At 73.2% G+C, this 13,498-nt stretch carries 12 protein-coding genes and 1 riboswitch; of the genes, 5 read left to right on the top strand and 7 right to left on the bottom strand.

Annotated features, from left to right (window positions below):
- Positions 1-78: 78 nt before the first annotated feature.
- From ACFWYM_RS18390 to ACFWYM_RS18360, 7 genes are all read right to left on the bottom strand, one after another.
- Positions 79-531, bottom strand: coding sequence for a transglycosylase SLT domain-containing protein (locus ACFWYM_RS18390; protein WP_384837548.1), 453 nt, complete (start codon positions 529-531; stop codon positions 79-81).
- A 347-nt stretch (positions 532-878) separates the two neighbouring features.
- On the bottom strand, positions 879-1,790 hold the full coding sequence (locus ACFWYM_RS18385; RefSeq protein ID WP_384837545.1) for an ECF transporter S component: 912 nt from the start codon (positions 1,788-1,790) through the stop codon (positions 879-881).
- On the bottom strand, positions 1,787-3,763 hold the full coding sequence (locus ACFWYM_RS18380; RefSeq protein ID WP_384837613.1) for an ATP-binding cassette domain-containing protein: 1,977 nt from the start codon (positions 3,761-3,763) through the stop codon (positions 1,787-1,789). The genes ACFWYM_RS18385 and ACFWYM_RS18380 overlap by 4 nt, the downstream gene beginning before the upstream one ends.
- A gap of 5 nt (positions 3,764-3,768) precedes the next feature.
- Positions 3,769-5,019, bottom strand: coding sequence for an energy-coupling factor transporter transmembrane component T (locus ACFWYM_RS18375; RefSeq protein ID WP_384837542.1), 1,251 nt, complete (start codon positions 5,017-5,019; stop codon positions 3,769-3,771).
- 23 nt (positions 5,020-5,042) lie between these two features.
- Positions 5,043-5,675 (bottom strand): SCO2322 family protein, encoded by a 633-nt coding sequence (locus tag ACFWYM_RS18370; protein ID WP_384837610.1) that lies wholly within the window; start codon positions 5,673-5,675, stop codon positions 5,043-5,045.
- Between the two features lie 101 nt (positions 5,676-5,776).
- Positions 5,777-7,012, bottom strand: coding sequence for a prenyltransferase/squalene oxidase repeat-containing protein (locus tag ACFWYM_RS18365; RefSeq protein WP_384837539.1), 1,236 nt, complete (start codon positions 7,010-7,012; stop codon positions 5,777-5,779).
- Positions 7,013-7,157: 145 nt separating this feature from the next.
- A riboswitch (cobalamin riboswitch) is annotated at positions 7,158-7,227 on the bottom strand.
- Positions 7,228-7,295: 68 nt separating this feature from the next.
- Entirely contained in the window at positions 7,296-8,348 is a 1,053-nt protein-coding gene (locus ACFWYM_RS18360; protein ID WP_384837536.1) for an MBL fold metallo-hydrolase, read from the bottom strand.
- A gap of 143 nt (positions 8,349-8,491) precedes the next feature.
- Between ACFWYM_RS18360 and ACFWYM_RS18355 the strand changes: the two genes are divergently transcribed.
- The 5 genes from ACFWYM_RS18355 (at position 8,492) to ACFWYM_RS18335 (ending at position 13,434) form a co-directional block, all read left to right on the top strand.
- On the top strand, positions 8,492-9,973 hold the full coding sequence (locus ACFWYM_RS18355) for an aldehyde dehydrogenase (protein WP_384837533.1): 1,482 nt from the start codon (positions 8,492-8,494) through the stop codon (positions 9,971-9,973).
- Entirely contained in the window at positions 9,973-10,206 is a 234-nt protein-coding gene (locus ACFWYM_RS18350) for a ferredoxin (protein ID WP_384837530.1), read from the top strand. The genes ACFWYM_RS18355 and ACFWYM_RS18350 overlap by 1 nt, the downstream gene beginning before the upstream one ends.
- A 236-nt stretch (positions 10,207-10,442) precedes the next feature.
- Entirely contained in the window at positions 10,443-13,100 is a 2,658-nt protein-coding gene (gene lanKC / locus ACFWYM_RS18345; RefSeq protein WP_384837527.1) for a class III lanthionine synthetase LanKC, read from the top strand.
- Between the two features lie 50 nt (positions 13,101-13,150).
- Positions 13,151-13,270 carry a SapB/AmfS family lanthipeptide gene (locus ACFWYM_RS18340; protein ID WP_384837524.1) on the top strand — a complete coding sequence of 40 codons (120 nt, stop codon included), beginning with the start codon at positions 13,151-13,153 and terminating at the stop codon, positions 13,268-13,270.
- A gap of 38 nt (positions 13,271-13,308) precedes the next feature.
- Positions 13,309-13,434: a SapB/AmfS family lanthipeptide gene (locus tag ACFWYM_RS18335; protein WP_384837521.1), complete on the top strand. Its 126-nt coding sequence runs from the start codon at positions 13,309-13,311 to the stop codon at positions 13,432-13,434.
- Positions 13,435-13,498: the final 64 nt, after the last annotated feature.

The following is a 13,498-nucleotide window of genomic DNA, read 5'->3' as shown; positions in this document are numbered from 1 at the left end:
TACGACGAAGGCGGCACCCCTCGTGTGCGGGGTGCCGCCGTGCGTCAGCTGTGGCGCGGCTCGGCCTCGGTGGCCGGCTCAGTACCAGCCGTGGGACTGCCAGAAGTTCCACGCGCCGACCGGGCTGCCGTAGCGGGAGTTCATGTAGTCGAGGCCCCAGGAGATCTGGGTCTTCGGGTTGCTCTGCCAGTCGGCGCCGTGCGAGGCCATCTTCGAACCGGGCAGGGCCTGGACCAGGCCGTAGGCGCCGGAGGAGGCGTTCGAGGCGTGGACGTTCCAGCCGCTCTCGTGGGAGACGATCTTGGAGAAGGCCGCGTACTGGGCCGGGTCCGGGATCATCTGCTGCGCGATCGCCTGCGCCGAGGTGGGGGCGGCGGCCGGAGCCGCGGCCGGGGCGGCCTTGGCGACGGTGGGGGTGGCTGCCTGAGCGGGGGCCGCGGCGAGGACCATGACGGTGGTGGCGACGGCCACGGCGGCACCGGTGAGGGCCTTCTTCGGGGAAGCGATGCGGCGGAGGAGCGAGGCGGACACAGGGGACCTTCCGGTCGGGGACAGGGCGGTCGCGGGCACGCCGGGGAACACGGGGGACGTGGGGGACATGCGGCGGCGCCGAGGCCCGGGTGGGCTCGTCGGCGCCGTGCGACTCATCCAGAGAAGCAGGGCTGTTACCCCGCCGCAATGACCCCTTTTACTAGTGGGAGTCGCACTCGCGCGGAATGTCCTTCATGTGACGAGGGTCTCAATGTGCAGGTCAGATAGGGTTTTGACGCGTGCGCATCAAAGGAAGCCCGCTACGTGGGTGCTTAGTAGAGGACCAAGGTCCTGTGGGCCGCCTCACGGAGCCGGGACCCTTTTCGTCACGGAGGGGTGGTCGCCGCTCACGGCTTCGGGGGCTCGAATGTGACGGGCGCCTCGAAGGCCGCGCGCCGGGTCGCCCGGCGCAGTGCCTTCAGGACGGCGGGGCCGAGGGCGAGGCTGAGCAGGGTCGTGACGACCGCGCGCGGCAGGTCCCAGCCGAGGGAGGTGGTCAGGCAGTACGCGATGAAACGGCCGAGGTTGTCGGCGAGCGGGTCGCCGGGCACGAAGGAGACGCCGGTGGCCAGGCCGCCGAGGTAGGGCCAGCCCTGGAGGTTCATCACCGTTCCGTACAGGACGGAGGAGACCGCTCCGTACGCGGCGAGCAGCCACAGCTCGCGCCGCCCGCGCAGGACGTTCGGGCCCGGGAGCAGGCCCGCGCCCATGCACACCCACCCCATCGAGAGCATCTGGAACGGCATCCACGGCCCGACGCCCCCCGTCAGCAGCGCGGAGGCGAACATCGACAGGGCGCCGAGCACGAAGCCGAAGCCGGGGCCGAGCACGCGGCCGCTCAGCACCATCAGGAAGAACATCGGCTCGATCCCCGCGGTGCCCGCGCCCAGCGGCCGCAGCGCCGCCCCCGCCGCGGCGAGCACGCCCAGCATCGCGATGGCCTTCGCGTCGAGCCCGACGTCGGCGATGGTCGCGACGACGACGGCGAGGAGAAGGGGGAGCAGCGCGGCGAACAGCCAGGGCGCGTCCTGCGCGTGCGCGTTCAGGCCCGAGTCGGGGCCGGCGAGCAGCGGCCACCCGAAGGCGACCACGCCGACGGCGCTGACGAGGGCGAGGGCGGCGACGGAGCGCTTGCCGAGGCGGATGGGCCGGGCCTGGGCCTGAGCCTGGGCCGTCGCGGTCTTTGCCCTTCCCTTCTCTGGGCAGGGCCTTCCCTTCTTTAGGGAGGGGCTTCCCTTCTCGGGGGAGGGCGTGTTCACGACGGCACCCCCAGCGCCCGCCGCACCTGGGCGACGGTCAGCCACTGCTGCGGCGCCAGGATCTTGGTGACCTGCGGGGCGAAGGAAGGGGAGGAGACGACGATGTCCGGCGTCGGCCCGTCCGCGACGACCTCGCCGTCCGCGAGGATCACCACGCGGTGCGCGAGCTCGGCGGCCAGCTCCACGTCGTGGGTGGCCAGGATGATGGCGTGCCCCTCGGCGGTGAGCCGGCGCAGGGCCGTGACCAGGCGGGCCTTGGCCGCGTAGTCGAGGCCGCGGGTCGGCTCGTCGAGGAGGAGCAGCGGGGGGCGGGCCGTCAGCACGATGGCCAGGGCGAGGGTGAGGCGCTGGCCCTCGGACAGGTCGCGGGGGTGGGTGTCGTCCGGGATGCCCGGGAGCAGCTCGGAGACCAGGGCGCGACAGGTCCCGGGCGCGGCGTCGGCGTCCCGGTCGGCGGCCGCGCACTCGGCGCCCACCGTGTCCGCGTACAGGAGGTCGCGCGGCTCCTGCGGTACGAGGCCGACGTGCCGCAGCAGCTCGCGCGGACTCGTCCGGTGCGGGTCGGCGCCGCCGACGCGGACGCTGCCCGCCGTGGGCGCGAGCAGCCCGACGAGAGCGGAGAGCAGGGTGGACTTCCCGGCCCCGTTACGGCCCATGACCGCGATGGTCTCGCCGGGCGCGGCACGGAGATCGACCCGGCGCAGGGCTTCGACGCGGCCGCGGCGGAGGGCGAGGGACTGGACGTGGGCGGGGAGCGTGGTGGGTGGCGGGGTGCCGGGGCGGTCCGCTTGTGGAGGCTGGTCCGCTCCCGCCGGTCGGCCCGTTCCCGTGGGCTGGCTTGTTTCCGCCGGGGCTGCCGCCCGGCGACGGCCGAGCAGTCGGGACCACCAGGGTGCAGCCGGTGGTTCGGGCCGCCCGGTCGCCGTGGGGTGGGGCGGGGACGCGGCGGTATGTCCGTCCTCGAAACGCCTGCGGTGCTCTCTCTGTACACCCTTGCCTGTGGTGGGTTCGTTGCTGTACTGCGGGCGGACATACCGCCGCGTCCCCGCCCCAGGCCGGTTCCGCGGCTGCGGGTCGGTGGGGGTGGCCGGTTGTTCTGTCGGCGTCGTGTCCGGCTGGGTGCCGCCGAGAGAGCCGTGGTCGCCTGGCTCCGCCGCCTTCGCCAGGCGCTCCCGCAGTGGTCCCGCGCCGCGCCGTGCGTCGCGCACCGTCAGGGGGAGGGGGGACCAGCCGGCGAGGCGGCCCAGGCCGACGACCGGGGGGTAGACCGGGGAGATCGCCATCAGCTCGGCGGGGGCGCCGAGGACGGGGGGTGTGGTGGGGGACGGGAGGAGGAGGACCTGGTCGGCGTACTGGACGACGCGTTCCAGGCGGTGCTCGGCCATCAGGACCGTGGTGCCCAGGTCGTGGACGAGGCGCTGGAGCACGGCGAGGACCTCTTCGGCGGCCGCCGGGTCCAGGGCCGAGGTGGGTTCGTCGAGGACCAGGACCTGTGGGTGCGGGGTCAGCACCGAGCCGATCGCGACGCGCTGCTGCTGGCCGCCGGAGAGCGTGGCGATCGGGCGGTCGCGCAGGCCCGCGAGGCCCAGGAGGTCGAGGGTCTCCTCGACGCGGCGGCGCATCACCTCGGGGGCCAGGCCCAGCGACTCCATGCCGTACGCGAGCTCGTCCTCCACCGTGTCCGTCACGAAGTGGGAGAGCGGGTCCTGGCCCACCGTGCCCACGACGTCGGCGAGTTCGCGGGGCTTGTGGGTGCGGGTGTCGCGGCCCGCCACGGTCACGCGGCCGCGCAGGGTGCCCCCGGTGAAGTGCGGGACGAGACCGCTCACCGTGCCCAGGAGCGTGGACTTGCCGACTCCCGAAGGGCCCACCAGGAGGACCAACTCGCCCTCGGGGATCGTCAGTTCGACGCCCTGGACGGTCGGGCCCGGAGCGTCCTCGTACGTCACCGAGACATCCTCGAACCGGATCATGGCGGTCATCGGGAGGTCTCCTCGGAGGGGGCGTCGGCGGGCGGGGCGGAGTGGCGCAGGCGGTGCACCGGAGGGACCGGGGGAGCGGGCTCGGCGGGCCGTGCGTCGGGGGCCTCCGGCACGCCGCCGGGGCGCTGCTCCGCCGCGGGCACCGGTGCCACGAACGCCGGGAGCAGTCCGATCAGGACCGCCGCCGCGGGCCAGAGCGGGAGGGAGGGCGCGACCAGCGGGATGACGCCCGGGTACAGTGCCGTCCAGTCCACCGTCGAGGCCCAGATCGTCAGGCCGCCCACGGCCGCCCCCGACCCGGCCACCAGCCACGCCCGCCACCCCCACGGATCGGGCCGGTAGCGGGTGCGCACCGAGCGGCGGCCGCCGAGCCGGAGCCCGGCGAGCGCGGCGAGGAGCCCCGCCAGCAGGACCGGCAGGCCGTAGCCCGCGCCCTGTGCCGAGAGCAGGCCGTACGTGCCCGCGCACACGCCCATCAGGCCGCCGAGCGTGAGGGCCGCCGTGGTCCTGCGGACCCGTACCGGAACCTGTGCCGCGCGCCCGAAGCCCCGCGCGTCCATCGCCGCAGCCAGCGCCACCGACCGCTCCAACGCGCCCTCCAGGACCGGCAGTCCGACCTGGAGCAGGCCCCGGATCCCCCGGTCGGGGCGGCCGCGGAGGCGGCGGGTGGCCCGCAGGCGCTGCACATCGGCGATCAGGTTCGGGGCGAAGGTCATGGCCACCACGACGGCGACCCCCGCCTCGTACAGGGCGCCCGGCAGCGACTTGAGGAGACGGGCCGGGCTCGCGAGCGCGTTGGCCGCGCCGACGCAGATGAGCAGCCCGGCCAGGCGCACCCCGTCGTACAGGGCGAAGGTGAGGCCCTCCGCGGTGACCCGGCCGCCGATCCGCACGCCCTTCGCCCAGTCGGGCAGCGGCACTTCGGGGAGCGTGACGAGGATGTGCGTGCCCGGGATCGGGGAGCCGAGCACCGTCGCGAAGAGCAGCCGGATGCCGATCACGACGAGCCCGAGCTTCACGAACGCCCCGTACGACTTGGCCCACGGCGCGGAGGTGCGGCGCGCCGCGACCACGTACCCGGCGACGCCGATGAGGAGGCCGAGCAGGAGCGGGTTGGTGGTGCGGGACGCCGCCGTGCCGAGGCCGAGCGCCCACACCCACCAGGCGCCCGGATGCAGGGAGTTGCTCCGGTGCGCCTCGGGGGCGAGCATCCCGCGGACGCGGCGGTCACGGGCCACAGCTGTCATCGTGCGTGTCCTGGGCGCCCGCGTCAGCCGCGGCGGCGGCGGGCCTGCCAGATCGCGGCCGCGCCGAGCAGCACGACGGCCGCCCCGCCCGCGATGAGCCCCACGGAGGGGCCGCCGTCGTCGTCCTTGCCGCTCTTGTCCGCCGCGGCCGGCTTCGTCGAGTCCTTACGGCCGTCGCCGGAGACCTGCTCGCCGCAGCCCTTCTTCGGGTAGTCGTCGATGGCGCAGAGCAGCGCGTTGTTGTCGTAGCGCAGCGGCTTCGCGACCGCAGCGAGGGCCTCCGCGGTCGTCGCGTCCTCGGCGACCCGGGCGCAGGCGGTACGCGGCTTCGGCGGCGTCTCACCGCCGGGGGCGTCGCCCGGGGTGCCGAAGTCCAGGACGAGCGCGATCCGCTTGCGGCCGTCCTCGGCGGGCGTCTTCGCGCAGATCGCGGCGAAGTCGGCGGCGCCGCGCGGCTGGGCGGCGTCGTCCTTGGAGTCGGCGGAGACGGCGAACCGGAAGCCCTGCACGTCCCCGTCGTCGGGCCGCGCGGTCGAGGGCCCCTGGGTGGCGTACGCCCACTGCTTGCCGTCGCGGTCCCAGAACGACCAGTACCGGTACCCGGCGGCCTGGGCGGCGGGCGCGGCGGTGAGCAGCACGAGGGCCGCGGCGAGCAGCGCCCCGAGGAACGCGGTGACCCGCGCGGCAGTGACCCGCGCGGCTCGCGTCGCCGTGACCCGCGTCGCCGTGGCCCGAGTCGCCGTGCTCCGCGCCGTCGTCACAGCTTGTTCTTCTTGTTGCGGCCGCTGATCAGGAAGCCGATGCCGCAGCCGAAGACCAGGCCGACGCCGACGATCCACCAGACGCTGACGCCGTCGTCGTCGCTGTCCTTCTTCTTGTCGCTGTCGGCCGAGCCCGCGTCGGCCTGCGGGGCCGGGCCCGTCGCGTTGAGCGCCTTGACGAGGTCGGTGCCGCCGAAGTCGCGCGGGTCGAGGCCGGCGGCGTGGGCGGCGAAGACGAGCTGGGACCAGGCGGCGGGGCTGCCGGACTTCTCCGCCCAGTCCGCGGCGTTCTTCGCCAGCCAGTCGGCCGACTTCTTCGCCTGCTCCTGCTGGCCGGCGGCGGCGAGGGCCACCACGGCGTCCGCGGTGTTGCCGTAGTCCGGCTGGTCCTCGGAGCCCGGCAGCGTGGACGTCAGGTGGTCGTCCTCGGCGAGGGTCTTCAGGAGGTAGCCGGTGCCGTTGACGGTGGCCTGCCCGAAGTCGGTCGCCTTGGCGCACTTGGGGGCGGAGTCCTGCTTGGCGCCGGGCTTCACGACGAGGCCCTGGCCGAGGCCGCCGAGCACGCCCGCCGCCGTCGCGTCCGCGTTCGGGGAGAGCTTGCCGGTCTTGAAGTCGGCGAGACCGAAGGCGCCGCCGTCCTTGCCGCAGTCCATCGCCAGCTTCGCCAGCGCGTCCAGGGGGGACTTGCCGTCCTGGGACTTCGTGGACGCGGGCTTCTCGCCGGTCGCCGCGAGGGCGCCGATGACCAGGCTGGTGGAGTTCGCGTCGCTCTTCAGACCCGGGTTGTAGCCCCAGCCGCCGTCCTGGTTCTGCACCGACTTCAGCCAGGACATGGCCTTCTTCACCGTCTTGTCCTGCCCGCCGAGCGCGGCGAGGGCCTGCACGGCGGAGGCGGTGGAGTTGCTGTCGACCGGCGTCTTCGCGTCACAGGGCTCGGAGACGTCGGCACGGAAGGCCGCGAAGCCGCCGCTCGCGCACTGCTGGCCGGTGAGCCAGTCCACGGCCTTCGCCGCGGGCTTGACGCCCGCCGTGTCCTGGGCGAGCAGGGCGTACGACTGGCGGAAGACGCCGTCGGCCTTGGGGTCGCCCTTGCCGTACAGACCGGACGGGAGCGGGGCGGTGGAGGGCGAGGGCTTCGCGCTGTCCGCGACGGCGGCCGGCGCAGCGGCCGATCCGACGACGACAGCTGCGGCCACGGCGGCCAGGACCGCTGAGCTGCGGCGAACGTTCATGATGCGGCGGGTTGCCTCTCCCTGCGGGGAGCGGGGCAGCACGGGCGCGTGCGGACACGGGCTCCGGGCGGCTCCGGCTCCGTATGCCTCGACGGTGCCGGCCATCGGACGTCCCGATGGCGCGAGCCGGTCACGTTCCGTACGAGGCATTCCGGCTCACTGTGCGGAACACGGTTCACGGCTGCGGGTCAGCGCCGGATTTCCACCGGCTTCCCCCCGTACGGGCATGATGACGACGGGCCCACTCTACCGGCCCGTACGCCGCCCCTCCGTTGCCCGCTCCTTACACCGCCACGTATGTGACGGGGTCGCTCCCCACCACGGCCTCCGCCCGGCCGAGCTTCACGAGCCGCCGCAGATGAGCCTCCGCCTCCGAGACGGCGATGTTGCGGGAGCCGTACGGGATCTGCTCCCAGGGCCGGTTCCACTCCATGCGCTCGGCGAGCTGCCACGGGGTGAGCGGGGTGGCAAGGAGGGTCGCCAGGTCGCGCAGCCGGTCCTCGTGGTGGGCCAGGAGCTCGCGCACCCGGCTCTGCGCGTCGGTGAAGGCGTGCTGGTGGGCGGGGAGCACCTCGGCGGCGCCCAGGCGGCCGACGCGCTCCAGGGAGTCGAGGTAGTCGCCGAGGGGGTCGGTGACCGTCTCGTCGTCCGGGTCCTCGTACAGGCCGATGTGCGGGGTGATGCCGGGCAGCAGGTGGTCGCCGCTGAACAGGCGCCCGTGGCCGGGGAGTTGGGCGGGGTGGTCCTCCTCCAGGTGGAGGCAGACATGGCCGGGGGTGTGGCCCGGGGTCCAGATCGCGCGCAGCCTGCGGCCGGGCAGGGTGAGCAGCTCGCCGGGGGTGATGGCGCGGTCGGGCAGCGCGGCGCGGGCGCCGGGGAGGCTCGGGGTGCGGCCCGCGTCGCGGGCGGCGAGGAGCGGTGCGACGTGCTCGGCGGGGGCGCCGCCCGCGAGCAGCTTGTCGGCCATGTACCCGTACCAGCGCTGGACCGGGTACTCGCGCATCCGGCGCACCACCGCCGCGTCCGCCTCGTGCATCGCGATCCAGGCCCCGGACGCCTCGCGGACCTTCGCGGACAGGCCGTGGTGGTCGGGGTGGTGGTGGGTGATGACGATGCCGTGCACCTCCTCGACGGCCACGCCGCAGGCGGTGAGCCCGGCGGTGAGGGTGGCCCAGGAGTCCGGGTCGTCCCAGCCGGTGTCGACGAGGACCGGGCCCGCGTCGGTGTCGACGAGGTGGACCAGGGTGTGGCCGAGGGGGTTGTCCGGGATGGGCACCTTGATGCTCCACACGCCCCCGCCGTGGTCGGTCACCTGCGGTCCGGTCACCTCTGTCATGGGGTGCCCCCGTCTCTCGTTGTCAACTCACGGTGGCCGCGCGGCCATTGCTCACTATAACTAGAACTGGTATCAGTTCTGAAACAGTGTCAGACAGCGTAGGACGGCGTCAGCAGCGGCACGGGCCGCAGGAGGCAGTCACCATGACGGAACGCGCGGACATCAAGGAATACGGACAGCTCGTCATCGGCGGGGAGTTGGTCGATCCGCTCGGCCGGGACGTCATCGAGGTGGTCTCGCCGCACACCGGCGAGGTCTTCGCGCGGGTGCCGCACGCCGCCCCGGCCGATGTGGACCGGGCCGTGGCCACCGCGCGCAAGGCGTTCGAAGAGGGTCCGTGGCCGCGGATGACCGTCGAGGAGCGCATCGAAGTCATCAGTAAAATAAAGGACTTGTTCGCGGCGCGGCACGAGGAGATCGCGCGCACCATCAGCTCCGAGAACGGCACCCCCTTCACTGCCAGCATCATGGTGCAGGCGCTCTCCTCGATGATGGTGTGGGACGCGGCCATCGCCATCGCCCGCGACTTCACCTACGAGGAGCCGCGCGACGGCGTCCTCGGCAAGCTGCTCGTGCGGCGCGAGCCGGTCGGGGTCGTGGCGGCCGTGGTGCCGTGGAACGTCCCGCAGTTCACCGCCGCCGCCAAGCTCGCGCCCGCGCTGCTCGCCGGGTGCCCGGTGATCCTCAAGACCTCGCCCGAGGCGCCCCTTGACGCCTATCTCCTCGCCGAGATGGCCAGGGAGGCCGGACTTCCCGAGGGGGTGCTTTCGATCCTGTGCGCCGACCGGGAGGTCAGCGAGTACCTCGTGGGGCACCCCGGTGTGGACAAGGTGTCGTTCACCGGGTCCGTGGCGGCGGGCAAGCGCGTCATGGAGGTCTGCGCGAAGAACCTCACCCGGGTCACCCTGGAGCTGGGCGGCAAGTCGGCCGCGATCGTCCTGCCCGACGCCGATGCGGCGGGCGCCGTCGCGGGCATCGTGCCCTTCGCGTGGATGATCAATGGCCAGGCGTGCGTGGCCCAGACGCGCATCCTCGTGCCGCGCTCGCGCTACGACGAGTTCGCGGAGGCGTTCGCGGCGGCCGCCTCGGCCCTGAAGGTCGGCGACCCGATGGACCCGGCCACCGAGCTCGGCCCGCTCGTCGCCCAGCGCCAGCAGCAGCGCTCGCTCGACTACATCCGCATCGGGCAGGAGGAGGGCGCCAAGATCCTTACGGGGGGCGGGCGTCCGACGGGGGACGGGCTCGACCGCGGCTGGTACGTCGAGCCGACGCTCTTCGGCGGCGTCGACAACTCGATGCGGATCGCCCGCGAGGAGATCTTCGGCCCGGTCATCTGCCTGCTCCCGTACGGGGACGAGGAGGAGGCCGTGAAGATCGCCAACGACTCCGACTACGGACTGAGCGGCAGCGTGTGGACCGGCGACACCGAGCGCGGCATCGACATTGCGCGCCGGGTGCGCACGGGCACGTACTCCGTGAACACCTTCAGCCTCGACATGATGGGCCCCTTCGGCGGCTTCAAGAACTCCGGTCTGGGGCGGGAGTTCGGGCCCGAGGGCTTCGGTGCGTACCTGGAGCACAAGATGATCCACCTGCCGGCGGGCTACGACGGGGCGGGTGCCTGATGGGGGACCGCTGGCACGTGGAGGTCGACCGGTCCGTGTGCATCGGCTCGGGCATGTGCGTGAGCACGGCTCAGGGCCGCTTCTCGCTGGACTCCGCCCGGCAGTCGCACCCGACGGACCCGGAGATCGACGCCAACGAAAAGGTGCTGGAAGCGGCCGAGGGCTGCCCTGTCGAGGCGATCACGATCACGCTTCTGGGCAGCGGTGAAGTGGTGTTCCCGCCGGAGGACTGACTTTCGGTCAGCCTGAGTTGGCCCGGGGCATGTTCAAGTCACGCCCGCGTTCGGGGCGTTGGGTGTTTGCGATGTGTATGCGAATTGTGAACATCGTGCGCTCGATGTGCGCTCGAACGCGGGCGAACGCGACTTTACCCGTGCGTTCCGCACGGTGATCTGATGACAGCCGTGACTGTCCCCGCCCTTTGCGCCCTGGAAATCTCTCTCCCGACGCCGTGCAGGGAGGGGACACCATGGACAAGCGGTACGAGGTCTACTGTCTGGCCGACAGGCACTTCTACGAGACCCCGGACCGGCTCTCCGTCCCCTCGCGCACCCAGAACACCTCCGTCACCGGGGAGTTCGCCACCGCTGAGAGGCCGGTTCCGCCCGGCTGGCGGCAGCGGCGCGCCGGCGACTGGCTCACCCTCGTCCCGCTCGACGACGCCGGTGAGCCCAGGCCCGGCCCGCAGCAGGGCTGGAAGGTGCACGTCAGCGCCACCCTGGGCAACGCGGACGCGATCGCCGCCGCCGTATGGGACTACTGCGTGCCGCGCGCCGTGCCCTTCAAGTTCGTGCCGAGCCGCCAGCTGCTGCACCTGCGCAACAGCAAGTACGCGGGCCGCGACGGCAGCGGCAAGGCCGTCACGGTCTACCCCGCCGACGAGGACCAACTCCACCAGATATTGAGGGAGTTGGGCAGGATCCTGGAGGGCTTCGAAGGCCCGTACATCCTCACCGACCTGCGCTGGGGCGAAGGCCCGCTGTACGTCCGCTACGGCGCCTTCACGCGCCGCGTCTGCGCCGACGAGAAGGGCAACCTCGTGCCCGCCGTCGAGGACGGCGAGGGACGGCTCGTGCCCGACACCAGGGACCCCGTCTTCAAGGTGCCCGCCTGGGTGACCCTGCCGCCGTTCCTCGAACCTCACCTGGCCGCGCGCAACACGACGACCGTGACCGACCTGCCGTACCGCATCGAGAAGGCGCTGCACTTCTCCAACGGCGGCGGCGTCTACGTGGGCACCGACACCCGCGACGGCCGCAAGGTCGTCCTCAAGGAGGGCCGCCCGCACGCGGGCCTCGCCGCCGACGGGGCCGACGCTGTCACCCGCCTGGAGCGCGAACGCGACGCCCTCGAAGCCCTGTCGGGGCTCGGCGTCGCACCCGAGGTGCGCGACTGGTTCCTCCTCGGCGACCACCGCTTCCTCGTCATGGACTTCCTCGAGGGCCGCACCCTCAACTCCTTCTACGCCGAGCGCCACCCGCTCTGCGTCGGCGACCCCGACCCGGCCGACGTCGCCGAGTACACCCAGTGGGCGCTGCGCATGCACCGCGCCGTCGAGGAGGCCGTCACGGCCGTGCACGAACGGGGCGTCGTCTTCAACGACCTGCACCTGTTCAACATCATGGTCGCCCCCGACGAGAAGACCGTGGCGCTGCTCGACTTCGAGGCCGCCACCACCGGCGGCGAGGCGGGCCGCCAGGTCGTCGCCCACCCCGGCTTCGTGGCGCCCGCCGACCGCACCGGACCCGACGTCGACCGGTACGCCCTCGCCTGTCTGCGGCTCGCGCTGTTCCTGCCGCTCACCACGCTGCTCTCCGTGGACCGGGGCAAGGCCGCACACCTCGCCCGGCTCGTCGCCGCCGAATTCCCGGACGTACCAAAGGAGTTCCTCGACGAGGCCGTGCGCGAGATCGAGCGGCCCGGCGCCGCGCCCACGGCCCCCACCGCCTCGCCCGTGAGCTGGGAGCGTCCCCCCGTCGAGCCGGGGGACTGGCCCGCGAGCCGGGACTCCATGGTCAGGGCCATCCTCGCCGCGGCCACACCGGACCGCGACGACCGCCTCTTCCCCGGCGACATCGCCCAGTTCAGCGAGGGGGGAGGACTGGGCATCGCCCATGGTGCCGCCGGGGTCCTGCTCGCACTCCACCAGACCGGGGCCGAGCCCTACGAAGAAGGGGAGCGCTGGCTCCTGGGGCACACCGACCCGGTGCCGCAGGGCACCCCCTTCGGCCTGTACGACGGGGCCGCGGGCATCGCCCACGTCCTGGCCGCGCTCGGTCACCGCGGCCGCGCCCTCGACCTCGTCGACGTCATCCTCCGGGAGAACTGGCAGCGGCTCCCCTCCCACCTGTACGGCGGACTCGCGGGCCTCGGCCTCGTCCTGCACGGCCTCGCGGACACCACCGGCGAGCCCACCCTGCGCGACCACGCCCTGCGGGCCGCGCACATCCTCGGCGAACGCCTCGACCAGGCGGCCGCCGACCCGCCGAAGCGCCCCCGCGCCGGACTCCTGCACGGCGCCACCGGCTCCGCTCTGCTCTTCCTGCGCCTGTACGAGAGCGAGGGCGACCCCGCACTGCTCGAACTGGCCGCGCGGGCCCTGCACACCGACCTCGACCGGTGCGTGCCGCAGCGCGACGGCAGCCTCGCCGTGGACGAGGGCCGGCGCACCCTGCCCTACCTCGGCGACGGCAGCGTCGGCATCGGCATGGTCCTCGACGACTACCTCGCCCACCGGCCCGACGAACGCTTCGAGGCCGCTCGCCCCGACATCCTCGCCGCCGCGCGCGCCCGGTTCTGTGTGCAGCCCGGGCTGTTCCGCGGGCGGGCCGGGCTCCTGCTGCACCTGGGCCGCACCACCACGCCGGACGTCACGTCCGGCGAGGTCGCCGCGCAGGTCGAGGCGCTCGGCTGGTTCACGATGCCGTACCAGGGCCAACTCGCCTTCCCCGGCGACCAGATGATGCGCCTCTCCATGGATCTGCACACCGGGACGGCCGGCTGCCTGCTCGCGCTCGGCGCGACGCTCGGCGACGGCCCGCACACCCCGCACGTGCCGTTCCTGCCGCCGCCCGAGCGGCCCCAGAACCGGCTCCGCACCCCTGGTCCAGGGGCCGCGGAGTCGTGACCGCACCACCGCACGGAACGTCCCCGCATCCCCGAACAGAGAGGAACACCATGTCGCTCCTGGACCTGCAGACGATGGAGACCGAAGAGGTCACCGGAGGCGGTGGCGGCGGCAGTGTCGCCAGCCTGCTGCTCTGCTGGAGCGCCGTCAGCGTCACCGTCTGTCTCTGAACCGCAACCGCACGCTTCACATCGAGAAAGGGAACACCATGTCGCTTCTGGACCTGCAGACGATGGAGACCGAAGAGGTCACCGGTGGCGGCGGCGGTGGCGGCGGCAGCGTCGCGAGCCTGCTGCTCTGCTGGAGCGCGGCCAGCGTCGTCCTGTGCCTCTGACCGACAACCACCGCTGTAGCGCCATCGACGCGCGGCGTCCACTGCGCTGACGCGCCGTCATGAC

Origin of the sequence: Streptomyces sp. NPDC059009, from assembly GCF_042740175.1 — a bacterium.
GTDB lineage: Bacteria > Actinomycetota > Actinomycetes > Streptomycetales > Streptomycetaceae > Streptomyces.
This window is presented reverse-complemented; position numbering and strand designations above follow the sequence as displayed.

Bases quoted from the DNA above. Each gene is read 5' to 3' on its own strand.
- ACFWYM_RS18380 (WP_384837613.1), bottom strand. From the start codon at position 3,763: ATGATCCGGTTCGAGGATGTCTCGGTGACGTACGAGGACGCTCCGGGC.
- ACFWYM_RS18375 (WP_384837542.1), bottom strand. From the start codon at position 5,019: ATGACAGCTGTGGCCCGTGACCGCCGCGTCCGCGGGATGCTCGCCCCC.
- ACFWYM_RS18360 (WP_384837536.1), bottom strand. From the start codon at position 8,348: ATGACAGAGGTGACCGGACCGCAGGTGACCGACCACGGCGGGGGCGTG.
- ACFWYM_RS18350 (WP_384837530.1), top strand. From the start codon at position 9,973: ATGGGGGACCGCTGGCACGTGGAGGTCGACCGGTCCGTGTGCATCGGC.
- ACFWYM_RS18340 (WP_384837524.1), top strand. From the start codon at position 13,151: ATGTCGCTCCTGGACCTGCAGACGATGGAGACCGAAGAGGTCACCGGA.
- ACFWYM_RS18335 (WP_384837521.1), top strand. From the start codon at position 13,309: ATGTCGCTTCTGGACCTGCAGACGATGGAGACCGAAGAGGTCACCGGT.
- ACFWYM_RS18355 (WP_384837533.1), top strand. From the start codon at position 8,492: ATGACGGAACGCGCGGACATCAAGGAATACGGACAGCTCGTCATCGGC.
- ACFWYM_RS18365 (WP_384837539.1), bottom strand. From the start codon at position 7,012: ATGAACGTTCGCCGCAGCTCAGCGGTCCTGGCCGCCGTGGCCGCAGCT.
- lanKC (WP_384837527.1), top strand. From the start codon at position 10,443: ATGGACAAGCGGTACGAGGTCTACTGTCTGGCCGACAGGCACTTCTAC.